The organism is Streptomyces sp. So13.3, from assembly GCF_005860785.2.
Taxonomy (GTDB): domain Bacteria; phylum Actinomycetota; class Actinomycetes; order Streptomycetales; family Streptomycetaceae; genus Actinacidiphila; species Actinacidiphila fildesensis.
Window position 1 is genome coordinate 7034452 of sequence record NZ_CP048835.1, and the last position, 24994, is coordinate 7059445.

Here is a 24994-nt window from a genome sequence, read left to right on the forward strand (position 1 = left end):
GACGCGACCGAAGCAGCTGACACGACCGACGTGACGGTGACCGATCCGACCGATGTGACCGATGTGACCGAGAAGAGGAACTCCATGTACCGGGTGCTCGTGGTGGACGACGAGCCGCAGATCGTGCGCGCGCTCGTGATCAATCTGCGGGCCCGCAAGTACGAGGTCGACGCCGCCCACGACGGCGCGAGCGCGCTGCAGCTGGCCGCCGCCCGCCACCCCGATGTGATCGTCCTGGACCTCGGCCTGCCGGACATGGACGGCGTCGAGGTGATCCGGGGGCTGCGCGGCTGGACCCGGGTGCCGATCATCGTCCTGTCGGCCCGCCAGACGTCCGACGAGAAGGTCGAGGCGCTCGACGCCGGAGCGGACGACTACGTCACCAAGCCGTTCGGCATGGACGAGCTGCTGGCCCGGCTGCGGGCCGCCGTCCGCCGGGCGGCGCCCGGCGGGCCCGAGGACGACGCCGCGACGGTCGAGACCGAGACCTTCACCGTCGACCTGGCGGCCAAGAAGGTCAACCGGGGTGGCGCCGACGTCCGGCTCACCCCGACCGAGTGGCATCTGCTGGAGGTCCTGGTCCGCAACACCGGGCGGCTGGTCAGCCAGAAGCAGCTCCTGCAGGAGGTGTGGGGGCCCTCGTACGGCACCGAGACCAACTACCTGCGGGTCTACATGGCGCAGCTGCGCCGCAAGCTGGAGGCGGATCCCGCGCATCCGCGGCATTTCATCACGGAGCCGGGCATGGGCTACCGCTTCGAGCACTGAAAAGCCCCTTCGGGCACTGAACGGACATCCGCGGGGCGGTGATCGGCCGTCCGGCGTACCGGACGCCTTGTCGGCCGGGCCCGGTACGCTGGATACATGAGTGGTGCCACCCGTTCGGACCGACCCACCGGCCGCTTCCGGCGCATGATAGACCGCCTGTCGTCCTCCCAGGAGGAGCTGCACTCCGAGGAGCTGCAGAAGGACGCCCTGTCCGTCGGCTGCACGCGGATCTGCGACTGCGGAGACCGGCAGATAGTGACGGTGACCGGTAGTCTGCGCACGGTCACACTGCGACCACGGGCCGGAGTGCCCGCGCTGGAGGCGGAGCTGTTCGACGGCTCCGCAGCCCTTGACGTGGTGTGGCTGGGACGCCGCAGTATCAGCGGGATAGAGCCGGGGCGCAAGATCATCGCTTCGGGCCGGATCTCGATGAACCACGGCCGTCCCGTCCTGTTCAATCCCAAGTACGAACTGCGTCCGGTCGGACAGGAGTAGTCGGTGGCGTCGATCGACAAGCAGACAGAGGACCCGCGGACCGGGGAGGGTACGGACGGCGATTCCAAGGCGATCACCGAAGCCGCTCTCTTCGAGGCGTTCGGCGGCATCCGGGGCATGGTGGAGACCACCGTGCCCGGCCTGGTCTTCGTCCTGATCTACACGATCAACAGAGATATCCACATCGCGGCCATCGCCGCGCTCAGTCTTTCCGTGCTGCTCGGGATCGCCCGGCTGGCCCGCAAGGACACCCTCAAGCACGCCTTCAGCGGTGTCTTCGGGGTGGCCTTCGGCGCGGTCTTCGCGATGATGTCCGGCGATGCCAAGAACTTCTACCTGCCCGGGATGCTGTACACCCTCGGGCTGGCCGTCGCGTACATCGCCACCGCCATCGCGGGCGTCCCGCTGCTGGGCCTGATCCTCGGCCCGGTCTTCAAGGAGAACCTCTCCTGGCGCAAGCGCAACCCCGGCCGGCTGCGCGCCTACACCAAGGCCAGCTGGGCCTGGGGGCTGATCCTGCTGGCCAAGTCGGCGATCCTCTTCCCGCTGTACTGGTGGGGGGACGCCACTCAGCTCGGCTGGGTCAAGGTCGCGCTGGGCATCCCGCCGATGCTGCTGTCCGTCTACCTGACGTGGATCTTCCTGTCGAAGGCTCCGCCGCCGATCAACGTGATCGCCGAGATGGAAGCCGAGGAAGAGGCGAAGAAGGCCGCCGCCGCGTCCTGACCTCGGCGTATTCCGCTCGATTCCGCTCATCCCCGCTCATCATGACGACGGGCGCCCCGGACCTTCCCGGTCCGGGGCGCCCGTCGTCATGACCGGTCCTGTCAGTCCTCGCGCTGGACGGACAGCAGGTCCTCCAGCTGCTCCTCGCGGTGCGGTGCGGCGACGAACAGCAGCTCGTCACCGGCCTCCAGCGCGTCGTCCTTGGACGGCGTGAGCACCCGGTTGCCCCGGATGATCGTCACCAGCGAGGTGTCCTGCGGCCACTCCACGTCGCCGACGCGGGTGCCGACCAGCGCGGCCTCCGGCGGCAGGGTGAGTTCCACCAGGTTGGCGTCGCCCTGGCTGAAGCGCATCAGCCGCACGAGATCGCCGACGCTCACGGCCTCCTCGACCAGCGCGGACATCAGCCGCGGGGTCGAGACGGCCACGTCGACGCCCCAGGACTCGTTGAAGAGCCATTCGTTCTTGGGGTTGTTGACCCGGGCCACGACCCGCGGCACCCCGTACTCGGTCTTCGCGAGCAGCGAGACGACGAGGTTGACCTTGTCGTCACCGGTGGCGGCGATGACCACGTTGCAGCGCTGCAGCGCCGCCTCGTCCAGCGAGGTGATCTCGCAGGCGTCGGCGAGCAGCCACTCGGCCTGCGGTACCCGCTCCACCGAGATGGAGGTGGGATTCTTGTCGACGAGCAGGACCTCGTGCCCGTTCTCCAGCAGCTCGGCCGCGATCGAGCGGCCGACCGCGCCGGCTCCGGCGATGGCGACTCTCATCAGTGCGCCTCCTCAGGACCCTTGGCGCACGCGGCCTCGACCTCGGCGACTCCGTCCGTGCGCATCATCACGTGCACCAGATCGCCTTCCTGCAGCACCGTCTGGGAGGAAGGCAGCATCGCCTCGCCCAGCCGGGTGAGGAATGCCACACGGACCCCGGTCTCGTCCTGCAGTTTGCTGATCTTGTGACCCACCCAGCCGGGCGAGGTGTGCACCTCGGCGAGCTGCACACCGCCGCTCGGGTCCCGCCACAGCGGCTCGGCGCCCGAAGGCAGCAGCCGGCGCAGCATCTGGTCCGCGGTCCACCGCACGGTGGCCACGGTGGGGATGCCGAGCCGCTGGTAGACCTCGGCACGCCGTGGGTCGTAGATCCGGGCGGCCACGTTCTCGATACCGAACATCTCCCGGGCCACCCGGGCCGCGATGATGTTGGAGTTGTCGCCGCTGCTGACCGCCGCGAAGGCGCCTGCCTCCTCGATTCCGGCCTCGCGAAGCGTGTCCTGGTCGAACCCGACTCCGGTCACCCGGCGCCCGCCGAACCCGGATCCCAGACGGCGGAAAGCCGTCGGGTCCTGGTCCACCACAGCGACCGTATGACCTTGCTGTTCGAAGGATTGCGCAAGAGTGGAACCCACCCTTCCGCAGCCCATAATCACGACGTGCACGCCCGTCCTTCCGGCTGTCAACATTTTTGGCCGATACCCGATAAGCGTCTCAGACCGCGGCCCAAGCTACACACGCTTGCACCCCAGTGGGAGGTTGCGGACGGCCCGAGCGGGACTTTGCCTTCTCTTAGGAGGGTGGCGGTCGCATGCACGTACGGCGCAGCGCTTACCATCCTCTCCGTGCCCAAACTGACTGACCTGCCGAAACGGATCTTGATCGGCCGCGCCCTGCGCAGCGACAAGTTGGGAGAAACCCTCCTCCCTAAGAGGCTGGCGCTTCCGGTGTTCGCCTCCGACCCCCTCTCGTCGGTCGCGTACGCGCCCGGCGAAGTGCTGCTGGTCCTGTCGATCGCGGGCGCGTCCGCCTACCACTTCAGCCCGTGGATCGCGGTCGCGGTCGTCGTGCTGATGTTCACCGTCGTGGCGTCGTACCGGCAGAACGTGCACGCGTACCCGTCCGGCGGCGGTGACTACGAGGTCGCCACCACCAACCTCGGGCCGAAGGCCGGTCTCACCGTCGCGAGCGCGCTGCTCGTCGACTACGTGCTGACCGTCGCCGTGTCCGTCGCCTCGGGCATCGAGAACCTCGGCTCGGCCGTACCGTTCTTCGCCACCCACAAGGTGCTGGGCGCGGTCAGCATGATCTTCCTGCTGATGGTGATGAACCTGCGCGGGGTGCGCGAGTCCGGGTCGATCTTCGCGATCCCGACCTACGCGTTCGTCGCCGGCGTCTTCGCCATGATCGTCTGGGGCTGCATCAAGATCGCCACCGGCGCCACCATGGAGGCGCCCACCGCGCATTACACGATCCATGCCGAGGTCAGCGGCATCAGCGGCTTCGCCCTGGTCTTCCTGCTGCTACGGGCCTTCTCCTCCGGCTGTGCCGCGCTCACCGGGGTCGAGGCCATCAGCAACGGCGTCCCGGCGTTCCAGAAGCCCAAGTCGAAGAACGCCGCCACCACGCTCGCCGCCATGGGCGTGCTCGCCGTCACCATGTTCTGCGGCATCATCGCGCTGGCCATGTACACCAACGTCCGGATGGCCGAGAACCCGGCGACCGACCTGCTGGTCGACGGCAAGCCGGTGGGCCCCGACTACACCCAGGACCCGGTCATCGCGCAGGTCGCGGAAGCCGTCTTCGGGCACAACTCGATCCCGTTCATCTTCCTGGCCGCCGTCACCGCGCTCGTCCTGTTCCTGGCGGCCAACACCGCGTACAACGGCTTCCCGGTCCTCGGCTCGATCCTCGCCCAGGACCGCTACCTGCCGCGCCAACTGCACACCCGTGGCGACCGGCTCGCGTTCTCCAACGGCATCGTGGTGCTGGCCGGCTTCGCCGCCGTCCTGGTCTACATCTACGGCGCCGACTCGACCCGGCTGATCCAGCTGTACATCGTCGGCGTCTTCGTCTCGTTCACGCTCAGCCAGATCGGCATGGTCCGGCACTGGAACCGCCATCTGCGCAGCGAGACCGACACCGCCAAGCGCCGCCACATGCACCGGTCCAGGGCGATCAACACCTTCGGCGCCTTCTTCACCGGCATGGTGCTGATCATCGTCCTGCTGACGAAGTTCACGCACGGCGCCTGGGTCGCGGTCCTCGGCATGGTGCTCTTCTACGGGATGATGACCGCCATCCGGCGCCACTACGACCGGGTGGCCGAGGAGATCGCGGCGGGCGACGAGCGCACCGACGAGGAGGTGCGCCCGTCCCGGGTGCACTCGATCATCCTGGTCTCCAAGGTCCACAAGCCGACGCTGCGCGCCCTGGCCTACGCCAAGCTGATGCGCTCCGACACCCTCGAAGCGCTCAGCATCAACGTCGACCCGGCCGACACCAAGGCCCTGCAGGCCGACTGGACCCGGCGCGGCATCGACGTACCGCTGAAGGTCCTGGACTCGCCCTACCGCGAGATCACCCGGCCGATCATCGAGTACGTGAAGGGCCTGCGGCGGGCCAGCCCGCGCGACGTGGTCAGCGTCTACATCCCCGAGTACGTCGTCGGCCACTGGTACGAGCACCTGCTCCACAACCAGAGCGCCCTGCGGCTCAAGGGCCGGCTGCTGTTCACCCCGGGCGTCATGGTCACCTCGGTGCCGTGGCAGCTGGACTCCTCCGAGCGGGCCAAGGTCCGGGCGCGCAAGCGTGCCGACTGGAACGCCCCCGGCGCGATCCGGCGCGGCCCGGTCAGCCCGCCGAAGCGGGACAAGGAACACACCGGCCAGAAGTAGGCCGTAAGGCGGGGGGTGCGGCGGGACGTAGACTGGTGAGCTGCCGTTCTACGGTCCCGCCCGCACCACCCCGCCGCACCACCTCTCGCAGGAGCCTGTTCATCATGCAGAACCGTACGAAGGAACAGGCCGACGAGCTGGTCGGGGAGCGCTACGAGGTCGAGGTCGGGCCCGTCGCGCACGGCGGTCACTGCATCGCCCGTCACGAAGGACGGGTGCTCTTCGTCCGGCACGCACTGCCGGGTGAGCGCGTCGTCGCCAAGATCACCGAGGGCGGACCGGACTCCAAGTTCCTGCGCGCCGACGCCGTGGAGATCCTCCAGGCGTCCCCCGACCGCGTCCCGGCGCCCTGCCCGTACTCCGGCCCCGGCGCCTGCGGCGGCTGCGACTGGCAGCACGTCGCCCCCGGCGCCCAGCGCCGGCTGAAGGTCGACGTCATCACCGAGCAGCTCAGCCGCCTCGCGGGTCTGAGCCCGCAGGACGCCGGCTGGGACGGCACCGTCGAGCCCGCGCCCGGTGACAAGGGCGTCGAGGGCAAGGTGCCCGCGTGGCGCACCCGCGTGCAGTTCGCCGTCGACGCCGAGGGCTACGCGGGACTGCGCCGCCACCGCTCGCACGAGATCGAGCGGATCGACCAGTGCCTGATCGCGGCGCCCGGTGTCACCGAGCTCGGCATCGAGACCCGTGAGTGGCCGGACACCGCGTCCGTCGAGGCCATCGCGGCAACCGGCTCCAACGACCGCCAGGTCATCGTCACGCCCACCCCCGACGGCCGGCTGCCGATCGTCGAGCTGGACCGGCCGGTCTCGGTCGCCCGCGTCGACGAGCAGGGCGGCGTACACAAGGTGCACGGCCGTGGCTTCGTGCGCGAGCGCGCCGTCGGCCGCACCTGGCGGGTCGGCTCCGGCGGCTTCTGGCAGGTCCACCCGCAGGCCCCCGACCTGCTGGCCGAGGCGGTCCTGGACGGCCTCCAGCCGCGTGACGGCGACACCGCCCTCGACCTGTACTGCGGCGTCGGCCTGTTCGCCGGCGCGATCGCCGAGAAGGTCGGCGAGACCGGCGCGGTGCTCGGCATCGAGTCCGGCAAGCGCGCGGTGGAGGACGCCCGGCACAACCTGGCCGATCTGGAGCGTGTGCGGATCGAGCACGGCAAGGTCGAGACCGTACTGCCGCGCACCAAGATCACCGAGGCCGACCTGATCGTCCTCGACCCCCCGCGGGTCGGCGCCGGCAAGTCCACCGTCAAGCACCTCGCCTCGCTCGGCGCCCGCCGCATCGCCTACGTGGCCTGCGACCCGGCCGCGCTCGCGCGCGACCTGGCGTACTTCGCGGAGGCGGGCTACAAGCCGGTGTCCCTGCGCGCCTTCGACCTCTTCCCGCTCACGCACCACGTGGAGTGCGTCGCGATCCTGGCGCCGGTGGCGAAGTCGGCCTGAGGCTCCGGGCCGCCCGGGTTCCGGCGCGGCCGGTCCCGGGTTACTCGGCCGCCATCGCGGCGAGCTTGAGCACCGTGTTCCAGTTGCGGGCCGTCGCGGTCACCCCCAGTTTCCTGTCGGTGAACAGCAGGGCGAGACGGGACTTCTGGATGCCGGTCGGCAGGTGCAGATAGATCTCGTTCGGGGCCTTGGGGTCGGCGAGGCGGAACTCCTCCGGGGTGTAGGCCGCGGGATCGATGGCGGTCAGCCGCTCCTGTTCCGGCGGGCCGGACAGGAAGGTCACCAGGAACCGGGACGGGTCGACGCCTTCCATGTCGAAGGGATTCTGCTCGACCACCCGCTGGAGATCGGCGCCGTCCCGCACGAGGCAGCGGATGATGAGCCCCAACTCCTCGGTGATGCGTGCCTCCAGGCCGGTGGCCAGCGCGGCCGGGTCGGCCCGGGGGTGGCCGAAGACGGCGTTGCCGCTCTGGAGATGGGTTCTGACGTCCGTACAGTCCAGCCCGGTCAGCAGCTCGCGCAGGGTCTGCATCGGCACCTTGTTCTTGCCGCCCACATTGATCCCGCGGAGCAGCGCCACATAGCTCGTCACGCGGCCCACCGTAGACCAGGGGTCGGACGATGCCTCTGACCTCTGACCTCTGACCTCTGACCTCTGACGTCTGACCTCTAACCTCAGGCTTCGGTGACCGGGGCGCGCCCGAGCAGGCCGGTGGGGTGTGGTTCGGCCGCTTCGACGACCACGGCCGTGAGGCCGGTGTCGGTCCAGGTCTCGTGGTCCTCGCCGGCCGCCCAGCAGGCAGCCTGGCCTGCGGTGATCGGAACCGCTCTGCCTTCCGCGCCACTCACCCAGCCGTCGCCCGCGACCACGGTCAGCGCCTGCGGGATCGTCGCCTGATGCCGGCCGAGGCGGCCGCCGGGGGCCAGGTGCATGAGGGCCACCGCGACCACGGGTGACGCGGGCCCGGATGGCGTTCCGGGGCCGGCGTTCCGGTGGATGCTCACGTGGCGCACGCCGTGGCTGCCGAACGAGGTCAGATCGATGCCCGCTGCGGGGCCGGAATCCTTGATCTCCATACCGTCATCCTGCCGGGCTTCGCCCGTTCGGAGGACGTGGGGGCTGACGTAACGGTTCGGCAGGAGTCGCGCTGGCTACGTTCGCGGATATGAACTTCACGAGTGAGCGTCCCGCTGTCACCGAACTGCGGTTGTCCGCCTTCAAGTCGCACCGGGGCGCGAGCTTCGCGCTGGGTCCGCTCACCCTGCTCGCCGGCGCCAGCGGGACAGGGAAATCGAGCGTCCTGGAGGCGCTGACCGCGCTGGGGCGGCTGGCCGGCGGAGAGACGCTGAGCGAGGTTTTCGACGGATCCGGGAACGGGTCCGGGTCCGGGTACGGGTCCGGGAACGGGACGGGAAGCGTGCGGGGCGGGGCCGCGGCCTGCGTGCCGCAGGGTGCGCAGCCGGACGCCGAAGGGCGGCGCGGATTCCGGATCGGCTGCACGGTCACCGGACCCGTCGGACCGGTCCGGCTGGATGTGGCCGTGCAGGCCGAGCCCGAACTGCGCATTGTCGGCGAGCGGTTGACCGGCGGCGGGGAGACGCTGCTGACCACCGCGCTGCGCGATCCGGAACGGCGCACCGTCCAGGCGGCGTGGCACACGGCGGGCCTGGTGCCCGTCACCCGCGCGCCACTCCCCGACGATCTGCTGGCGACGGCGCTGCTGCCGCTGCGCGTCGCGGGCCGCACCGAGGGCCAGCGGCTGGTGCTGGCTGCGGTGGAACAACTGGTGCTGGCGTTACGCGGGGTGTTCCCGGTGGAGCCGCGGCCGGAGACGATGCGGGCGCCGGTGGACGCCGGGGACGGGATGCTCCGCCGAGGCTGCGAGAACCTCTCGGCGGTCCTGGCCAGGACCGAAGGCGAGTGCCGTACACGGCACGCGGCGCTGGTGCGGGCGATGCGGGAGGTCTGCAGCCCGCCGGTCGACGGGCTGACCGTCCTGCGGTCCCGGGCGGCCGGCGCCGATTCGGGGGCCGAACTGCGGTCCGTGATCGCGGCGGTGGACCGCGGGCCGCTGGGGCTGGTGCCGGTGGACCGGCTGGGCGACGGGGAACTGCGCTTCCTGGCCATCGCGTTGGTCCTGCTGACCGGGCCGGGAGTGCTGGCGGTCGACACGAGCGCCGAACTCCTCCCGGCCGCCCAGGTGCTGACCGTGCTCAGCGACGGCTTCGATCTGGGGATGGACCGCCGGCAGACCCGTGAGCTGCTCGCTCTGGCGGGCATGGCGGCCGGCCGCGGCCATATCCGGCTGCTGGGCGCGGTGCACGACGCCTCCGTCGCCGAGGGGTTGGGCGGGGTGTCGGTCATCGACTTCGTCCGCCCGCGGCGGCCGGAGCAGGCGGGGGCGGAGGCGGAGGCGGAGGGGGCGGCCGTCGGGGATCCCGGAACCGAGCCGCGCAAGGAGCCCGGAACCGGGACGGGGCCGGAAGCGGGGGAGGGTGCCGGGGAGCGGGTGCCCGCGCGTTCGGCGCCGACCATGCGGTAGACCTGTGCGGATGAGCGAGGATCTGCAGGCGCTGCAGCGCCGTCTGACCGCCTTCGCGGCGGCCAGGCGCTGGCAGCAATATCACGTACCCAAGAACCTGGCCGCGGCGTTGAGCGTCGAGGCGTCCGAACTGCTGGAGATCTTCCAGTGGATGACCCCGGAGGAGGCGGGCCGGGTGATGGAGGACGCCGGGACCGCGCACCGGGTGGAGGACGAGGTGGCGGACGTCCTGGCGTATCTGCTGCAGTTCTGCCAAGTGCTGGAGATCGATGTGCTGAAGGCGCTCTCGGCGAAGATCGACCGCAATGAACTGCGCTTCCCGATGCCGGCGGAGGACGAGGGACCGGGCACGCTTCATCCGACCGGGTGACCGGGATATCCACAACCGGCGAGTAATCCACAGGCGCGGGGACCCCCCTTCCGCTCGCGGCCATCGACCGTCACTCTGGGTAACAGGTCGGTAGCACGCAGCGGCAGGGGGAGTACATCATGGACGCGGTACGGCTCATCCTGGCCACCCGGCACGCCCTCGAACAGGCGTGGCAGGTTCAGGACCTGATCACGGAGGCGTGGCAGGCGCAGGCACTCGCGGAGGCGGTGGGCGGCCATCTGGCCCTGCACGGACCGCCGGAGCTGCGGGCCGCCGGGTTCACTGTGTGCGAGCCGGGTGGCGGCCGGGCCTGCGGACCGGCCGGGCTCTCGGGGCTGCCGGGCGCCCGGCCGGAGACCGTCCGGGCGTCGATACTCACCTGCGTGCGGGAACCGGCCCGTGCGCTGACGGAACTGCGGGACCTGCTCTCGGAGCTGGGCGCTGCCCTCGTGGGGCTGGCCTGCTCCGCGGAGGAGGAGGCGGTGTACTGGCAGTGCATCGACGCCATGGACGCCGCCGAGGAATCCAAGGACCGGGTCTGCGCGCTGCTCGGCGCGCTCGGTTCATGAGGCCGCTCGGTTCGTGAAGCCGTTCGGTTCGTGAAGCCCGCGGCTCAGGAGACGGGTCCGGTTGGCCCTGGACACACCCACCGGTGCACAAGATCGACGACGTCTTGACGCGTGGTTGACGTGCGGGGCGGTCCGGCGTGGAGGATGGGAGGCATGGATCTTCGCATTTTCACCGAGCCCCAGCAGGGGGCCACCTACGACACCCTCCTCACGGTTGCCAAGGCCACCGAGGACCTCGGATTCGATGCGTTCTACCGCTCCGACCACTACGTGAGCATGGGTGGCGGAGACGGGCTGCCGGGCCCGACAGACGCCTGGATCACCCTGGCCGGGCTGGCCCGCGAGACCCGCCGTATCCGGCTCGGCACCCTGATGACGGCCGGCACCTTCCGGCTGCCGGGCGTGCTCGCCATCCAGGTCGCGCAGGTGGACCAGATGTCGGGCGGGCGTGTCGAACTCGGACTGGGCGCCGGCTGGTACGAGAAGGAGCACACCGCGTACGGCATCCCGTTCCCGAAGGAGAAGTTCGGCCGGCTGGAGGAGCAGCTGGCGATCGTGACCGGTCTGTGGGCCACGCCGGTCGGGGAGACCTTCGACTTCGACGGGACGTACTACCAGCTCAAGGACTCGCCCGCGCTGCCCAAGCCGGTCCAGACGAAGATCCCGGTGCTGATCGGCGGGCACGGTGCCAAGCGGACCCCGGCGCTCGCCGCCCGTTACGCGGACGAGTTCAACATCCCGTTCGCCTCCGTCGAGGACAGCAGGCGGCAGTTCGGCCGGGTGCGTGAGGCGGCCGAGGCGGAGGGGCGCAAGAAGGACGAGCTGGTGTACTCCAACGCCCTGGTCGCCTGCGTCGGCAGGAACGACGCCGAGGTCGCGCGCCGTGCCGCGGCCATCGGCCGGGAGGTCGACGAGCTGAAGGCCAACGGGCTGGCGGGGTCCCCGGCCGAGGTGATCGACAAGATCGGTCAGTACGCCGCGACCGGCTCCACCCGCTTCTATCTGCAGATCCTCGACCTGGGCGATCTGGACCATCTGGAACTGATCTCCGCCGAGGTCCAGTCCCAACTCACCTGAACCGAACCGAACCGAACCGAACTGAACTCACCTCACCTCACCTCACCTCACCTGCACTGAACCGACCTGATCTGACCCTTTGAACGAACCTCCGGTGCACCCGATCCGGGGCCGAAGCAAGGAGCGACCGTCATGCCGCCCGACCTGACCCTGGGCACCCCGCTCGTCCTGGACGGCGGGCTGTCCAACCAACTCGCCGCCCAGGGCTGTGATCTGTCCGACCCGCTCTGGTCGGCCCGGCTGCTGGCCGACGCGCCCGAGCAGATCGAGGCGGCGCACGCGGCCTATGTCCGGGCGGGTGCGCGGGTGCTCATCACCTCCAGCTACCAGGCGACCTACGAGGGCTTCGCCCGCCGGGGGACCGGTCGGGAGGAGGCGTCGGCGCTGCTGCGGCGCAGCGTCGAGCTGGCGCGGAGCGCCGCGGGCGGCCGTACCGACGTGCTGGTGGCGGCGTCCGTCGGCCCGTACGGGGCGATGCTGGCGGACGGCAGCGAGTACCGGGGGCGGTACGGGCTGAGCGTGCGGGAGCTGGAGCGCTTCCACCGGCCGCGGATCGAGGCGCTGGCCGAGGCAGGGCCCGATCTGTTCGCCCTGGAGACGGTGCCGGACACGGACGAGGCGGAGGCACTGCTGCGCGCGGTCGAGGGGATCGGGGTGCCGGTCTGGCTCTCGTACAGCATCGACGGCGACCTGACCCGCGCCGGGCAGCCGCTGGAAGCGGCCTTCGCACTGGCCGCCGGGCGGGACGATGTGGTGGCGGTCGGCGTCAACTGCTGCGCCCCGCGGGACGCCGACCACGCCGTGGCACTCGCCGCGGAGGTCTCCGGCAAGCCCGTCGTGGTTTATCCGAACAGCGGCGAGGAGTGGGACGCCCAGGCCCGGAAGTGGCAGGGCGAGGTGACCTTCGAGGCTTCCCGGGTCCGCGACTGGCGGTCCGCGGGAGCCCGGCTGATCGGCGGCTGCTGCCGGGTGGGGCCCGAGCAGATCGCCGCGCTGGCGGAGGTGATGCGCCACGAGGTGTGACACCCTGCCGGGCACGCGCCCGGTGCTCGCCGGACACCGGCAGGGCTACCGCCCTGCCACCGTGGATCCCGCCCCACACGTCCATCCGGTACCGGGGCGTGCGCCGGGCGTGCGAGGCGCCTGTGAGAGGGGAAGGACTGTGTCCATGGGCTTTCACGTGGATTCCGAGGCCGGGCGGCTGCGCCGCGTCATCCTCCATCGACCCGACCTTGAACTGAAGCGGCTCACCCCGTCCAACAAGGACGCGCTGCTCTTCGACGACCTGCTGTGGGTGCGCCGGGCGCGCGCGGAGCACGACGGCTTCGCGGATGTGCTGCGCGACCGCGGGGTCGAGGTCCATCTCTTCGGGGATCTGCTCCGGGAAGCGCTGGCGGTGCCGGAGGCGCGGGCGCTGGTGCTGGACCGGGTCTTCGACGAGAAGCAGTACGGGCCGCTGGCCACCGATCATCTGCGCGCGTCGTTCGACGAGCTGTCCGTGCCCGACCTGGTCGAGGCGCTGGTCGGCGGGATGACCAAACGGGAGTTCCTCGAGCGGTTCGCCGAGCCGATCTCGGTGCTCTTCCACGCCATGCGCCTGGACGACTTCCTGCTGAACCCGCTGCCGAACCACATCTTCACCCGGGACACCTCCGCCTGGGTCTACGACGGGGTCAGCATCAACGCGATGCGCTGGCCGGCCCGGCAGCGCGAGACCGTGCACTTCGAGGCGATCTACCAGCACCATCCGCTGTTCGCCGGCGGTGACTTCCACATCTGGTCCGAGGGGCAGGCGGCATATCCGTCGACCATCGAGGGCGGTGACGTCCTGGTCATCGGCAATGGGGCGGTGCTCATCGGGATGAGCGAGAGAACCACCCCGCAGGCGGTGGAGATGCTCGCGCAGGGGCTGTTCGCGGCGGGTTCCGCCCGCACGATCGTGGCGCTGGACATGCCGAAGAAGCGGGCCTTCATGCATCTGGACACCGTGATGACCATGGTGGACGGCGACACCTTCACCAAGTACGCCGGGCTGGGGATGCTGCGCTCGTACTCGATCGAGCCCGGAGCGGGGGACCGGGACCTGAAGGTGACCGATCATCCGGCCGAGCACATGAACCGCGCGATCGCCGCGGCGCTGGGCCTGGACGACATCCAGGTGCTGACCGCGACGCAGGACGTGCACTCGGCGGAGCGCGAGCAGTGGGACGACGGATGCAACGTGCTCGCCGTCGAGCCGGGGGTGGTGGTGGCCTACGAGCGGAACGTCACGACCAACACCTTCCTGCGCAAGCGCGGTATCGAGGTGATCGAGATCCCGGGGAGCGAGCTGGGCCGGGGGCGCGGCGGCCCGCGCTGTATGAGCTGTCCCATCGAACGCGAGGCGGTCTAGGCACGGAAAAGCAGATCTGTATAAACATGTCATTGATCGTATAGACTTCCAAGGTCCTCCCCTCTGCCGCTACCTAGGAGTCCCCATGGCCATCGACCTCAAGGGTCGTCATTTCCTCAAGGAGCTGGACTTCAGCCCCGAGGAGTTCCGCCACCTGGTGGAGCTGGCGGCCGAGCTGAAGTCGGCCAAGCGGGCGGGGACCGAGGTCCGGCGGCTGGCCGGCAAGAACATCGCGCTGGTCTTCGAGAAGACCTCGACCAGGACCCGCTGTTCGTTCGAGGTCGCGGCCGCCGACCAGGGCGCGAGCACCACCTACCTCGACCCCTCCGGCTCGCAGATCGGGCACAAGGAGTCGGCCAAGGACACCGCGCGGGTGCTCGGGCGGATGTTCGACGGCATCGAGTACCGGGGCGCGGGACAGGCGATCGTCGAGGAACTCGCGCAGTACGCGGGTGTGCCGGTCTGGAACGGTCTCACCGACGAGTGGCACCCGACCCAGATGCTCGCCGATGTGCTCACCATGTCCGAGCACACCGACAAGCCGCTCGGCGAGACCGCCTACGCCTACCTCGGCGACGCCCGCTACAACATGGGCAACTCGCTGCTCATCACGGGCGCGCTGCTCGGTATGGACGTCCGGATCGTCGCGCCCCGGCAGCTGTGGCCGCAGGACTCGGTGGTCGCCGAGGCCCGCCGGCTGGCGGAGACCACCGGCGCGCGCGTCACCCTCACCGAGGACGTCGCTGAGGGCGTGCGCGGCGTGGACTACGTCCACACCGATGTGTGGGTGTCGATGGGGGAGCCCAAGGAGGTCTGGGACGAGCGGATCGAACTGCTCGGCCCGTACGCGGTGACCATGGACGTGCTCCGCGCCACCGGCAACGCCGACGTGAAGTTCCTGCACTGCCTGCCGGCCTTCCACGACCTCGGGACGAAGATCGGCCAGGAGATCTACGAGCGGCACGGCCTGACCTCGCTCGAAGTCACCGACGAGGTCTTCGAGTCCGCGCACTCCGTCGTGTTCGACCAGGCGGAGAACCGGATGCACACCATCAAGGCGATCCTGGTGGCCACGCTGGCCTGACGGCGCGGCCCGGATCCCGGTGGTCCGCCCCGCCGCCCGCGCGGATCCCGGCGGCACCCGCTCGGGGCGCCCGCGCGGATCCAGCGGCACCGCCGCCGATATCTCGCACTCGTGACGGCGGTCACAGATGAGTGATAACTTCGCTCTGCGGGCGTCCGCACCCCCTCCCCCCGCCAAGGAGGACGTGCCTTGAGTCCCTATCCGAGCTCAGCGAGCCCCACCGGCCAGTGGAAACACCTGCGGGTGGAGCGCGCCGGTGGCGTCGTCACCGTCACCCTCGACCGCCCCGACAAGCTGAACGCCCTCACCTTCGGCTCCTATGCCGACCTCCGGGACCTGCTCGCCGAGCTGGCGCACGACGGGAAGACCCGGGTGCTGGTGCTGTCCGGTGCGGGCCGCGGTTTCTGCTCCGGTGGTGACGTGGACGAGATCATCGGCGCCACCCTCGGCATGGGCACAGGCGAGCTGCTCGGCTTCAACCGGATGACGGGCCAGGTCGTGCGGGCGATCCGCGAGGCACCGTTCCCCGTCATCGCCGCCGTGCACGGGATCGCGGCGGGCGCGGGTGCCGTGCTCGCCCTGGCCGCCGACTTCCGGATCGTCGAGCCGACGGCCCGGTTCGCGTTCCTCTTCACCCGGGTCGGGCTCGCCGGGGCCGACATGGGGGCCGCGTACCTCCTGCCCCGCATGGTCGGGCTCGGCCACGCCACCCGGCTGCTGATGCTCGGCGAGACGGTCGGTGCCGAAGAGGCGGAGCGCATCGGGCTGGTCAGCCAGACGGCGGCCGAAGGAGAGGCCGACGCCGTGGCCGCCGCGCTGGCCGAACGGCTGGCCGCCGGCCCCTCGCTCGCCTACCAGCAGACCAAGGCGCTGCTCACCGCCGAGCTCGACATGCCGCTGGCGGCCGCCGTCGAAATGGACGCCGCCGCCCAGGCACTGCTCATGACCAGCGCCGACTACGCCGAATTCCACGCCGCGTTCACCGCGAAGCGCCCGCCCCGCTGGGAAGGGCGCTAGCCATGCGGATCGCGGTCATCGGCGGCGGCCCCGGCGGCCTGTACGCGGCCGCCCTGCTCAAGCGCCTCGACCCCGCGCGCGACATCACCGTCTGGGAACGCGGCGCCCCCGACGACACCTTCGGCTTCGGCGTCGTCCTGTCCGACGAGACGCTCGGCGGCATCGAGCACGCGGACCCGGTCGTCTTCCGCGCCCTGCAGGCGGAGTTCACCCGCTGGGACGACATCGACGTGCACTTCCGCGGCGAGGTGGTCACCTCCGGCGGGCACAGCTTCGCCGCCCTCGACCGGCGCCGGCTGCTGACGATCCTGCACCAGCGGTGCCGTGACCTCGGCGTCGAGCTGCGGCTGCGCGAGACCGGCCCCGCCGCCGTGGAGCTCGCCGCGACCCACGACCTCGTCATCGCCGCCGACGGTGCCAACAGCACCACCCGCGCCTCGCACGCCGATGTCTTCCGGCCGCGGCTCACCGGCCACCGCTGCCGCTACATCTGGCTCGGCAGCGACCTCCCCCTGAACGCCTTCCGATTCGAGATCGCCGAGACCGAGTACGGCGTCATGCAGGGGCACGCGTATCCGTACCGCGAGGGCGCCAGCACGTTCATCGTCGAGATGCGGGAGGACGTCTGGCTGCGCGCGGGGTTCGACCGGCTCGACGAGGCGGAGTCGATCGCCCGCTGCGAGAAGCTCTTCGCCGGCTGCCTGGACGGCCACGCGCTGCACGGCAACCGCTCGCGCTGGGGCGCGTTCACCACCGTCGTCAACGAGCGGTGGTGGCATGAGCGGACCGTACTGATCGGCGACGCCGCCCACACCGCGCACTTCTCCATCGGCTCAGGCACCAAACTCGCCATGGAGGACGCGCTCGCGCTCGCCGCCTGCCTGCAGGAGCAGCCGGACGTGCCGGCCGCGCTGACGGCGTACGAAACCGAGCGCAGACCCGTCGTCGAAAGCACCCAGCGCGCGGCCCGCGCCAGCCTCGAATGGTTCGAGCAGGTCGCGCAGTACACCGGACAGCCGCCGCTGCAGTTCGCCTTCAACCTCCTCACCCGCAGCCGCCGCGTCACCCATGACAATCTGCGGCTGCGCGACCGGGGCTTCACCGACGCCGTGGAACGGGACTTCGGCACCGAACCCGCAACCCCGCCGATGTTCACCCCCTTCCGGCTCGGCGCACTGACCCTGCGCAACCGCGTCGTCGTCTCGCCGATGGACCTGTACTCGGCCGTGGACGGCACCCCTGGCGACTTCCACCTCGTGCACCTCGGCGCGCGGGCACTCGGCGGCGCCGGCCTCGTCATGACCGAGATGGTGTGCGTCAGCCCGAACGGCCGCATCACCCCCGGCTGCGCCGGCCTGTACACCGACGAGCACGAGACGGCCTGGCGGCGCGTCACCGACTTCGCCCACACGCAGTCGTCCGCCGCCATCGGCCTGCAACTCGGCCACAGCGGGCGCAAGGGCTCCACCCGCCTCATGTGGGAGGGCATGGACGAACCGCTCCCGGACGGGAACTGGCCGCTCGTCGCCCCCTCCCCGCTGTCCTACCGGCCGGGCGTCAACCAGGTGCCGGGCGAGCTCGACTCGGCCGGTCTCGCCGCCGTCCGAGAGGAGTTCACGGCGGCCGCCGCGCGCGGCGCCCGCGCCGGCTTCGACCTGCTGGAACTGCACTGCGCGCACGGCTATCTGCTTTCGTCCTTCCTCTCCCCGCTCACCAACCACCGCACCGACGCCTACGGCGGCGACCTCGACGGGCGGCTCCGCTACCCGCTGGAGGTCTTCGACGCGGTCCGGGCCGTCTGGCCGCAGGACCGCCCGATGACCGTCCGTATCTCCGCGACCGACTGGGCGCCGGGCGGCACCACCGAGGACGACGCCGTCGCCATCGCCCGCGCCTTCGCGGCCCACGGAGCCGACGCCATCGACGTCTCCACCGGCCAGGTCGTCGCCGACGAGCGCCCTCGGTACGGCCGCTCGTACCAGACCCCGTTCGCCGACCGCATCCGCAACGAGCTCGGCGTCCCCGTCATCACCGTCGGCGCCATCTCCTCCTGGGACGACGTCAACTCCCTCCTCCTGGCCGGCCGCACCGACCTCTGCGCGCTGGCCCGCCCCCACCTCTACGACCCGAACTGGACCCTGCACGCCGCAGCCGAACAGAACTACCGCGGCCCGGCCGCCCCCTGGCCGCAGCAGTACGCGGCAGGCAGCCGCCGCCCCCCGAGCGGCCGCACGGACGCCCCGAAGCCCCGGCTCACGCTCTAGCCGCATCAGCCGAGGCTCACACGCCAGGTGCATCAGCCGCCCCTCACACTCCAGGTGCGTTGATCAACGAGCGGTGCGGACGGACCACCGCAGGAGGCCGGGCCCCGGGGCCGTACGGGTGGACTTGCCGGGTGGTGACCGTGGGCGCGGGGTCCCGGCCGGTGCGATAAGTCATCTTGGCCTCGCAGGGTCCCCTCACCTCTGGAAGAGGCATCCCGCCATGCGTCGTGCCCCCACCCGCCGACTCGCCACCGCCCTCCTCGCCCTCTCCACCCTGGTCCCGCTCACCCTGACGTCGTCCGCGGCCCAGGCCGCCCCGCCCACGGCCGCGGTCACCGCCGTCGACCCGTCTGCCGACGACTGCCCGCCGCAAGGCCTGGACCCCAAGCTCGTGGCCCGCCTCAACAAGGCGATCGAGGACGTGCGCAAGGAGGCCCGCGTCCCCGGCGTGACCGTCGGTCTGTGGCTGCCCGGCCGTGGCAGCTACATCCGGTCGACGGGGGTGGCCGACAAGGCGACCGGCGCGCCGATGAAGCCCGACCTCAACATGCGGATCGGCAGCGAGACCAAGACCTTCACCGCCACGGCCGTCCTGGAGCTGGTCGACCAGGGGCTGGTCAAACTGGACAAGCCGATCTCCACCTACCTCCACGGCGTGCCCGACGGCGAGCACATCACCGTCCGCCAGATGCTGGAGATGCGCAGCGGCCTGTTCTCGTACAGCGCCGACCCGGACTTCGCCCGGGCGCTGTTCAGCGACCCGACCCGGCAGTTCACCCCGAAGGAACTGCTGGCCTACGCCTTCAGCAACCCGAACGTCTTCCCCCCGGGTACGGAGTTCCAGTACTCCAACACCAACTACATCCTGCTCGGTCTGCTCGTGGAGAAGCTCGGCAGGATGCCGCTCGCCGAGTTCATCCAGAAGCGCGTCACCGGGCCGGCCCACCTGAACCACACGTTCCTCCCGAAGGGCGCCGAGTTCCCGTCGCCGCACGCGCACGGGTACACGAACCAGACGCTGACCGGTGATGTCGAGGACGCGACGAACTGGAACCCGAGCTGGGGGTGGGCGGCCGGCTCGATCATCTCCGACCTGCACGACCTGCACCACTGGGCGAAGGTGGTCGCCACCGGCACGCTGCTCACCCCGGCCACCCAGGCGCAGCGGGAGAAGTTCATCCCGGTACCCGGGTTCGACGGTGCCGCGTACGGCCTGGGCCTCTTCAACACCCATGGCTGGATCGGGCACAACGGCTCGCTGCCGGGCTACGAGAGCGTGACGATGTACCTGCCGAAGCAGGACGCCACCATGGTGATCCTGCTCAACACCGACATCCTGCACGACGGCTTCGAGCCGAGCACGCTCTTCGCGAAGGCGATCACCTCGATCATCACCCCGAAGAACGTCTACGAGCTCCCGGCCGAGGGCTGACCGCGCCGCACTCTCCGCAGTCATGACCGAGCGCGGTACCCGGCCTCCCCGGCCGGGTACCGCGCTCGGCCCGCGAACGTCACCCGGCCGTCACTCGGTCACGGTGTCGCCGTGCCGATGGGCCACCCGCCACTCGCCGTCCTCGCGGCGGTACACCTGGGTGGCACGCAACGTGTAGGTGCGCGGCTGTCCGTCGACGGAGGCGGACGTGTGCTCGAGACCCGCCGTGTAGGCCATGTCGCCCAGAACGTCGTACGCCTGCAGCTCGAACACGTACGAAGTGCAGTCGGAGAAGCTTTTCCCGAGGGAGCTGAAGAGCTGGTCGATCTCCTGCTGACCGTTGGCATTGCGCCACGCCCCCAGGACGCTGACGGGCTCGTTGCGTGACCAGAGCGCCCGGCGGGGAGCCGGATCGCCGTTGTGCAGCGCACGTTCCGCCTCGTACAGGTCGGTCTTCACCCACGCCAGGAAATCGTCGCGGTCGCTCATGCCTTCATCATGCACCCGTCGATGAGGGGTGGCACGGTCAGCCATCGGCGCTGCGCACGGCATGGATACGCCGACGGCGCCGACATCACCTGCCCCGGCACCCGCGCTCAGGCCGGTATCCAGTGCGGCCACCACGGAGGGACGTTGTCCGCGGGGCAGAGCCCGGGGTTGGGTACCCCGGCGACCGCTCCGAACCACGCGAAGTCGGCCCAGACGAGCAGCGCGAGCGCCGTGCAGAGCAGCAAGGGCGGCACGGTCAGCCGGACGGCCAGGGGCGCGGAGAGGGTGATGCGCACCGCCAGGGCGAAGGTGCCGAGCGCGGTCGCGACGGCCGCGATCAGGATCGCCGGGGTGTGGACGAACAGCCGCAGGAGGTCGGGACCCGGGCCCGTCCCGGCATGGCACGAGACCGGGGCCAGCAGGACCAGGTAGGCGGCGAGAAAGCCGGCGAGCGCACCGTGGATTCCCGCGAGTGCCCAGGCGGCCATGCGGTGGCGGGAGCCGAAGGGCGTGAACCTGCCGGGTGGTGAAGGTGTCCGCATGGGGCGGGAGACGGTGTGCGGTACCCGACGGTTCCCCGGCCCGCTCAGGCGGGCCCGGGAGCCGCGCGGACGAAGGCGGCACCTGCTGCGTGCAGGCGTTGGTGCAGTTCGGTGAAGACCTGGGAGGCGCGGGCGCCCGGCCAGTCGGGGGGCAGCAGGGCGGTGGGGAGGCCGGGGTCGGCGTAGGGGAGTTGGCGCCAGGAGTCGAGGGCGCGGAGGTAGTCGGGAAAGGCGTCGCGCGGGGGTACGTCGGGACGCCGGGACCAGCGGTCGAGCACCGGCTCGTGGGCGTCGAGGAAGGTGCGGTGGAGCTTCGCGATGGCGTCGAGGTCCCACCAGCGGCGGACGGCGGTGGCGGTCGGTTCGAAGCCGAGGTGCGTGCCGTGGAAGAGGTCCACGTAGGAGTCGAGTTCGAGGCGGCGCAGGGTGTGGCGGGCCTCCTCCTGGACGTGGGCCGGGGCTATCCAGACGCCGGGCGCCGCGCTGCCGAAGCCGAGCCGGGCCAGCCGGGAGCGCAGCAGATGGCGCTTGTGGCGCTCGGTCTCGGGGACGGAGAAGACGGCGAGCACCCAGGAGCCGTCGCCGTCGCTGTTGCCGTCGCCTTCGGCAGAGCCGGGGCCGCCGTAGATGCGGCGGTCGCCGTCGGCGAGGAGCTGGCGGGCGTCGTCGGAGAGCGCGTACGCGGCGGCGCCGCCGACACGGTCCGGGACCAGCAGCTCGCGCCGCTTGAGCCGGGAGACGGCCGAGCGGACCGACTGCGGGTCGACGTCCACCGCGCCCATCAGCCGGATGAGGGCGGCGACCGGTACCCGGCCGTCCAGTTCGGCGCGCCCGTAGGCGCCGAAGAAGGTCACGATCAGCGAACTGGGGGTGTGCTCGGTCACATGATCACTCTAGGTCGCGCAGCCGGAAGCGCTGCAGTTTCCCGGTGGGAGTGCGGGGGAGGGCGTCCAGGAAGACGATGTCGCGCGGGCACTTGTAGGGCACGATCACGCCCTTGGCGAAGTCGCGCAGCGCCCCCACCGTGGCCGTGCCGCGCGGTACGCCGTCGCGCAGGACGACGAAGGCGCGGACGATCTGGCCGCGCTCCTCGTCCGGGACGCCGATGACGGCCGCCTCACTGACGTCGGGGTGCCGCAGCAGCGCCTCCTCGACCTCCGGGCCCGCGATGTTGTAGCCCGCCGAGATGATCATGTCGTCGGCGCGGGCCACATAGCGGAAGTAGCCGTCGGGTTCACGGACATAGGTGTCTCCCGTGAGGTTCCAGCCGCCCTGCACGTACACGGTCTGACGCTCGTCGGCGAGGTAGCGGCAGCCCGTCGGGCCGCGCACCGCGAGCAGCCCCGGCTCGCCGTCGGGGACCGGCTCCCCGGCGGCGTCGACGATCCGCGCCCGGTAGCCGGGCACCGGCAGGCCCGTGGTGCCGGGGCGGATGGCGTCGTCGGCGGCGGAGATGAAGATGTGCAGCAGCTCGGTGGCGCCGATGCCGTTGATGATGCGCAGACCGGTGCGGTCGTGCCACGCCTGCCAGGTGGCCGCGGGCAGATTCTCACCCGCCGAAACGCAGCGCCGCAGCGACGAGACATCGTACGAGGCGGAGCTGCTTGCGTCATTCAGGTGACCGAGCATCGCCCGGTACGCCGTCGGCGCCGTGAACAGCACGCTCACCCGGTGCCGGGCGACGGCCGCCAGCAACTGCTCCGGTCCGGCCTGCTCCAGCAGCACGCTGGACGCCCCGGCCCGCATCGGGAAGATCACCAGCCCGCCGAGGCCGAAGGTGAAGCCGAGCGGCGGGCTGCCCGCGAAGACGTCGTCGGCGCGTGGGCACAGCACCTGGGCGGAGAACGTGTCGGCGATGGCCAGGACGTCGCGGTGGAAGTGCATACAGCCCTTGGGGCGGCCGGTGGTCCCCGAGGTGAAGGCGATGAGCGCGACATCGTCGGACGAGGTGGCGACGTCGGTGAAGTGGTCGGGCTTGTCGGCGGCCCGGCGCAACAGGTCCTCGGGCGCCTCTCCGCCGTACGTGGTGATCCGCAGGTCCGGGATCTCGGCCTTGGCCAGGTCGTCCACCGACCGCAGATCGCACAGCGCGTGCCGGACGGCCGCGATGTCGCAGATCGTCGCGAGCTCCCCTGAACGCTGCGCGGCCAGTACGGTCACGGCCACCGCACCCGCCTTGAGCACCGCGAACCAGCAGGCCACCAGCCACGGGGTGGTCGGGCCGCGCAGCAGGACCCGGTTGCCGGGCCGCACCCCGAGGTCGTCGGCCAGGACGTGCGCGATACGCGCGGCGGTGGCGTTCAGGTCCTCGTAGGACCAGACCTCGCCGCCGGGGGTGCGCAGACAGGGGGCGCCGGGGCTGCCGCCGGCCAGCAGCTCGGCCGCGCAGTTGAGCCGGTCGGGGTAGTGCAGCGCGGGCAGCTCGAAGGCGAGTTCCGGCCACTGGTCGCGCGGCGGGAGATGGTCCCGCGCGAAGGTGTCCACGTGGGCGGATGGCAGCAGGTCCATGGCGGTACCGCCTTCGTTGGCACCTGAGAGCGGACGAATTCAGCGTAACGTGTTGCTGACGACAGTCAACGGTACGCGATACCGCTTGGAGGCGCCGGATGCCCGCGTTCGCTCTCGACCCGGAACAGCTGAAGTGGTGCGCCGAGGTCCGTTCCCTCGCGGCGGGCCGGCTGCGGCCGCTGGCCGAGGCGGGCGAACCCGGCCGGGTCAACCGCCCGTTGCTCGCGGAACTGGGCGAACTCGGGCTGCTGGAACGGGTCTTCCCGCCCGGCGGCAAGGTGTCGGCGATGGACCTGTGCCTGCTGCGGGAATCGCTGGCCCGTGAGTGCACCGAGGCCGAGACGGCCCTCGCCCTGCAGGGACTGGGCGCGCACCCGGTGCTGCACAACGCCGAGCTGGCCGCCCGCTGGATCCCGGAGGTCACGGCGGGCCGGGCCGTCGCCGCCTTCGCGCTCACCGAACCCGCCGCCGGCTCCGACGCGGCGGCGCTGGAGCTGGCCGCCGAGCCGGACGGCACGGGATGGCGGCTGACCGGCGAGAAGTGCTGGATCTCCAACGCTCCGCAGGCCGACTTCTACACGGTCTTCGCCCGCACCACACCCGGCGCGGGGTCGCGCGGGGTGACGGCGTTCCTCGTCCCCGCCGGCCGGCCGGGGCTGTCCGGTGAGCATCTGGACATGCTCTCCCCGCACCCCATCGGGCGGCTCGCCTTCGACGGCGTCCCGGTCGGCCCCGGCGATCTGCTGGGCGAGCCGGGCCGGGGCTTCCGGGTCGCCATGGGCACCCTGAACCTGTTCCGGCCCAGCGTCGGGGCGTTCGCCGTCGGCATGGCGCAGGCCGCGCTCGACGCCGCCACCGAGCACGCGGGCGGACGCACCGCCTTCGGCGGGCCGCTGAAGGATCTGCAGGCGGTGTCCCACGCGCTGGCGGAGACCGCGACCCGCACGGAGGCCGCACGGTTGCTCGTCTACGCCGCGGCGGAGGCGTACGACAGCGGGGCGCCGGATATCGCCAAGCGGTCGGCGATGGCGAAGCTGTACGCGACCGAGACGGCGCAGTTCGCCGTGGACCGCGCGGTCCAGATCCATGGCGCCCGCGCCCTCGAACGCGGCCATCTGCTCGAACACCTCTACCGTGAAGTGCGGGCGCCGCGTATCTACGAAGGTGCCACCGAGGTCCAGCGCACCATCATCGCGAAGGAGCTGTACCGATGAGCCTGCGGCGCATCAACCCGGGCGAGCTGTCGCCGCCCACCGGCTTCAGCCACGCCGTCACCGCGACCGGCCGCACGATGGTCTTCCTGGCCGGCCAGACCGCCCTCGACCAGGCGGGCAAGATCGTCGGCGACACGCTGCCCGCCCAGTTCGAGCTGGCGCTCACCAATCTGCTGGCGGCGCTGGCCGCAGCGGGCGGCGGCCCCGCCGACCTCGCCCGGATCACCGTCCACACCACCGACGTCGCCGCCTACCGGGAGCACGCCGCCGAACTCGGGCGGTTGTGGCGGTCGTTGGCGGGCCGCGACTATCCGGCGATGGCGGTCGTCGGGGTGGTCCGGCTGTGGGACGAGGAAGCGCTGGTGGAACTCGACGGGATCGCCGTCCTGGCGTAGCGCGGG

At 71.1% G+C, this 24994-nt stretch carries 25 protein-coding genes; 17 read left to right on the forward strand and 8 right to left on the reverse strand.

Annotated elements, in window-relative coordinates; all coding sequences use genetic code 11:
* Window positions 1-84 precede the first annotated feature (84 nt).
* The 3 genes from C8250_RS31460 (at window position 85) to C8250_RS31470 (ending at window position 1989) form a co-directional block, all read left to right on the forward strand.
* Complete coding sequence (locus tag C8250_RS31460; protein WP_138356561.1) at window positions 85-768, forward strand: response regulator; 684 nt, start codon at window positions 85-87, stop codon at window positions 766-768.
* A gap of 96 nt (window positions 769-864) precedes the next feature.
* Window positions 865-1263: an OB-fold nucleic acid binding domain-containing protein gene (locus tag C8250_RS31465; protein ID WP_138356513.1), complete on the forward strand. Its 399-nt coding sequence runs from the start codon at window positions 865-867 to the stop codon at window positions 1261-1263.
* Window positions 1264-1266: 3 nt separating this feature from the next.
* Window positions 1267-1989: a DUF3159 domain-containing protein gene (locus C8250_RS31470; protein WP_138356514.1), complete on the forward strand. Its 723-nt coding sequence runs from the start codon at window positions 1267-1269 to the stop codon at window positions 1987-1989.
* A 101-nt stretch (window positions 1990-2090) separates the two neighbouring features.
* On the opposite strand, the gene C8250_RS31475 is transcribed toward C8250_RS31470, so the two are convergent.
* Complete coding sequence (locus C8250_RS31475) at window positions 2091-2759, reverse strand: TrkA family potassium uptake protein (RefSeq protein WP_138356515.1); 669 nt, start codon at window positions 2757-2759, stop codon at window positions 2091-2093.
* Window positions 2759-3424 (reverse strand): TrkA family potassium uptake protein, encoded by a 666-nt coding sequence (locus C8250_RS31480; RefSeq protein WP_138356516.1) that lies wholly within the window; start codon window positions 3422-3424, stop codon window positions 2759-2761. The genes C8250_RS31475 and C8250_RS31480 overlap by 1 nt, the downstream gene beginning before the upstream one ends.
* A 180-nt stretch (window positions 3425-3604) precedes the next feature.
* Here C8250_RS31480 and C8250_RS31485 point away from each other — a divergent pair, with 180 nt between their 5' ends.
* Window positions 3605-5656 (forward strand): APC family permease, encoded by a 2052-nt coding sequence (locus C8250_RS31485; protein WP_138356517.1) that lies wholly within the window; start codon window positions 3605-3607, stop codon window positions 5654-5656.
* 104 nt (window positions 5657-5760) lie between these two features.
* Window positions 5761-7092, forward strand: coding sequence for a class I SAM-dependent RNA methyltransferase (locus C8250_RS31490; RefSeq protein WP_138356518.1), 1332 nt, complete (start codon window positions 5761-5763; stop codon window positions 7090-7092).
* A 40-nt stretch (window positions 7093-7132) separates the two neighbouring features.
* Here the strand turns inward: C8250_RS31490 and C8250_RS31495 are convergent, their stop codons facing one another.
* Window positions 7133-7684: a DUF1697 domain-containing protein gene (locus tag C8250_RS31495; RefSeq protein WP_138356519.1), complete on the reverse strand. Its 552-nt coding sequence runs from the start codon at window positions 7682-7684 to the stop codon at window positions 7133-7135.
* A gap of 83 nt (window positions 7685-7767) precedes the next feature.
* Window positions 7768-8169: a hypothetical protein gene (locus C8250_RS31500; RefSeq protein ID WP_138356520.1), complete on the reverse strand. Its 402-nt coding sequence runs from the start codon at window positions 8167-8169 to the stop codon at window positions 7768-7770.
* 89 nt (window positions 8170-8258) lie between these two features.
* Between C8250_RS31500 and C8250_RS31505 the strand changes: the two genes are divergently transcribed.
* From C8250_RS31505 to C8250_RS31550, 10 genes are all read left to right on the forward strand, one after another.
* On the forward strand, window positions 8259-9635 hold the full coding sequence (locus tag C8250_RS31505) for an ATP-binding protein (RefSeq protein ID WP_244809472.1): 1377 nt from the start codon (window positions 8259-8261) through the stop codon (window positions 9633-9635).
* A 10-nt stretch (window positions 9636-9645) separates the two neighbouring features.
* Window positions 9646-10005, forward strand: coding sequence for a nucleotide pyrophosphohydrolase (locus tag C8250_RS31510; protein ID WP_138356521.1), 360 nt, complete (start codon window positions 9646-9648; stop codon window positions 10003-10005).
* Window positions 10006-10124: 119 nt separating this feature from the next.
* Complete coding sequence (locus C8250_RS31515; protein WP_138356522.1) at window positions 10125-10574, forward strand: DUF6099 family protein; 450 nt, start codon at window positions 10125-10127, stop codon at window positions 10572-10574.
* Between the two features lie 153 nt (window positions 10575-10727).
* Complete coding sequence (locus tag C8250_RS31520; RefSeq protein WP_138356523.1) at window positions 10728-11651, forward strand: LLM class F420-dependent oxidoreductase; 924 nt, start codon at window positions 10728-10730, stop codon at window positions 11649-11651.
* Window positions 11652-11783: 132 nt separating this feature from the next.
* Window positions 11784-12674, forward strand: a complete 891-nt coding sequence (mmuM, locus tag C8250_RS31525; RefSeq protein WP_138356524.1) for a homocysteine S-methyltransferase — start codon at window positions 11784-11786, stop codon at window positions 12672-12674.
* Between the two features lie 145 nt (window positions 12675-12819).
* Window positions 12820-14043, forward strand: a complete 1224-nt coding sequence (locus C8250_RS31530; RefSeq protein ID WP_138356525.1) for an arginine deiminase — start codon at window positions 12820-12822, stop codon at window positions 14041-14043.
* A gap of 85 nt (window positions 14044-14128) precedes the next feature.
* A complete protein-coding gene (gene argF / locus C8250_RS31535; RefSeq protein ID WP_138356526.1) occupies window positions 14129-15127 on the forward strand; it encodes an ornithine carbamoyltransferase in 999 nt (332 codons plus the stop codon).
* 189 nt (window positions 15128-15316) lie between these two features.
* The gene (locus C8250_RS31540) at window positions 15317-16144 is read left to right on the forward strand and encodes an enoyl-CoA hydratase family protein (RefSeq protein WP_138356527.1); all 828 of its coding nucleotides are present in this window, start codon (window positions 15317-15319) and stop codon (window positions 16142-16144) included.
* Between the two features lie 2 nt (window positions 16145-16146).
* Entirely contained in the window at window positions 16147-18408 is a 2262-nt protein-coding gene (locus tag C8250_RS31545; protein WP_138356528.1) for a bifunctional salicylyl-CoA 5-hydroxylase/oxidoreductase, read from the forward strand.
* A gap of 220 nt (window positions 18409-18628) precedes the next feature.
* The gene (locus tag C8250_RS31550) at window positions 18629-19840 is read left to right on the forward strand and encodes a serine hydrolase domain-containing protein (RefSeq protein WP_138356529.1); all 1212 of its coding nucleotides are present in this window, start codon (window positions 18629-18631) and stop codon (window positions 19838-19840) included.
* A 90-nt stretch (window positions 19841-19930) separates the two neighbouring features.
* Here the strand turns inward: C8250_RS31550 and C8250_RS31555 are convergent, their stop codons facing one another.
* The 4 genes from C8250_RS31555 to C8250_RS31570 all read right to left on the reverse strand — a co-directional run bounded on the left by C8250_RS31555 (window position 19931) and on the right by C8250_RS31570 (window position 23379).
* Entirely contained in the window at window positions 19931-20329 is a 399-nt protein-coding gene (locus C8250_RS31555) for a nuclear transport factor 2 family protein (RefSeq protein ID WP_138356530.1), read from the reverse strand.
* Between the two features lie 107 nt (window positions 20330-20436).
* Window positions 20437-20817, reverse strand: a complete 381-nt coding sequence (locus C8250_RS31560; RefSeq protein WP_138356531.1) for a hypothetical protein — start codon at window positions 20815-20817, stop codon at window positions 20437-20439.
* Between the two features lie 98 nt (window positions 20818-20915).
* A complete protein-coding gene (locus tag C8250_RS31565; RefSeq protein ID WP_138356532.1) occupies window positions 20916-21755 on the reverse strand; it encodes a PaaX family transcriptional regulator C-terminal domain-containing protein in 840 nt (279 codons plus the stop codon).
* A gap of 4 nt (window positions 21756-21759) precedes the next feature.
* Window positions 21760-23379, reverse strand: coding sequence for an AMP-binding protein (locus C8250_RS31570; RefSeq protein WP_138356533.1), 1620 nt, complete (start codon window positions 23377-23379; stop codon window positions 21760-21762).
* 98 nt (window positions 23380-23477) lie between these two features.
* Between C8250_RS31570 and C8250_RS31575 the strand changes: the two genes are divergently transcribed.
* Both C8250_RS31575 and C8250_RS31580 read left to right on the forward strand, forming a co-directional pair.
* Window positions 23478-24593: an acyl-CoA dehydrogenase gene (locus C8250_RS31575; RefSeq protein WP_138356534.1), complete on the forward strand. Its 1116-nt coding sequence runs from the start codon at window positions 23478-23480 to the stop codon at window positions 24591-24593.
* Complete coding sequence (locus C8250_RS31580; protein ID WP_138356535.1) at window positions 24590-24988, forward strand: RidA family protein; 399 nt, start codon at window positions 24590-24592, stop codon at window positions 24986-24988. The genes C8250_RS31575 and C8250_RS31580 overlap by 4 nt, the downstream gene beginning before the upstream one ends.
* The last annotated feature ends 6 nt before the right edge of the window (window positions 24989-24994 follow it).

Bases quoted from the DNA above. Each gene is read 5' to 3' on its own strand.
- C8250_RS31460 (WP_138356561.1), top strand. From the start codon at position 85: ATGTACCGGGTGCTCGTGGTGGACGACGAGCCGCAGATCGTGCGCGCG.
- C8250_RS31465 (WP_138356513.1), top strand. From the start codon at position 865: ATGAGTGGTGCCACCCGTTCGGACCGACCCACCGGCCGCTTCCGGCGC.
- C8250_RS31475 (WP_138356515.1), bottom strand. From the start codon at position 2,759: ATGAGAGTCGCCATCGCCGGAGCCGGCGCGGTCGGCCGCTCGATCGCG.
- C8250_RS31490 (WP_138356518.1), top strand. From the start codon at position 5,761: ATGCAGAACCGTACGAAGGAACAGGCCGACGAGCTGGTCGGGGAGCGC.
- C8250_RS31500 (WP_138356520.1), bottom strand. From the start codon at position 8,169: ATGGAGATCAAGGATTCCGGCCCCGCAGCGGGCATCGATCTGACCTCG.
- C8250_RS31505 (WP_244809472.1), top strand. From the start codon at position 8,259: ATGAACTTCACGAGTGAGCGTCCCGCTGTCACCGAACTGCGGTTGTCC.
- C8250_RS31510 (WP_138356521.1), top strand. From the start codon at position 9,646: ATGAGCGAGGATCTGCAGGCGCTGCAGCGCCGTCTGACCGCCTTCGCG.
- C8250_RS31515 (WP_138356522.1), top strand. From the start codon at position 10,125: ATGGACGCGGTACGGCTCATCCTGGCCACCCGGCACGCCCTCGAACAG.
- C8250_RS31520 (WP_138356523.1), top strand. From the start codon at position 10,728: ATGGATCTTCGCATTTTCACCGAGCCCCAGCAGGGGGCCACCTACGAC.
- mmuM (WP_138356524.1), top strand. From the start codon at position 11,784: ATGCCGCCCGACCTGACCCTGGGCACCCCGCTCGTCCTGGACGGCGGG.
- C8250_RS31530 (WP_138356525.1), top strand. From the start codon at position 12,820: ATGGGCTTTCACGTGGATTCCGAGGCCGGGCGGCTGCGCCGCGTCATC.
- argF (WP_138356526.1), top strand. From the start codon at position 14,129: ATGGCCATCGACCTCAAGGGTCGTCATTTCCTCAAGGAGCTGGACTTC.
- C8250_RS31545 (WP_138356528.1), top strand. From the start codon at position 16,147: ATGCGGATCGCGGTCATCGGCGGCGGCCCCGGCGGCCTGTACGCGGCC.
- C8250_RS31550 (WP_138356529.1), top strand. From the start codon at position 18,629: ATGCGTCGTGCCCCCACCCGCCGACTCGCCACCGCCCTCCTCGCCCTC.
- C8250_RS31555 (WP_138356530.1), bottom strand. From the start codon at position 20,329: ATGAGCGACCGCGACGATTTCCTGGCGTGGGTGAAGACCGACCTGTAC.
- C8250_RS31560 (WP_138356531.1), bottom strand. From the start codon at position 20,817: ATGGCCGCCTGGGCACTCGCGGGAATCCACGGTGCGCTCGCCGGCTTT.
- C8250_RS31570 (WP_138356533.1), bottom strand. From the start codon at position 23,379: ATGGACCTGCTGCCATCCGCCCACGTGGACACCTTCGCGCGGGACCAT.
- C8250_RS31575 (WP_138356534.1), top strand. From the start codon at position 23,478: ATGCCCGCGTTCGCTCTCGACCCGGAACAGCTGAAGTGGTGCGCCGAG.
- C8250_RS31580 (WP_138356535.1), top strand. From the start codon at position 24,590: ATGAGCCTGCGGCGCATCAACCCGGGCGAGCTGTCGCCGCCCACCGGC.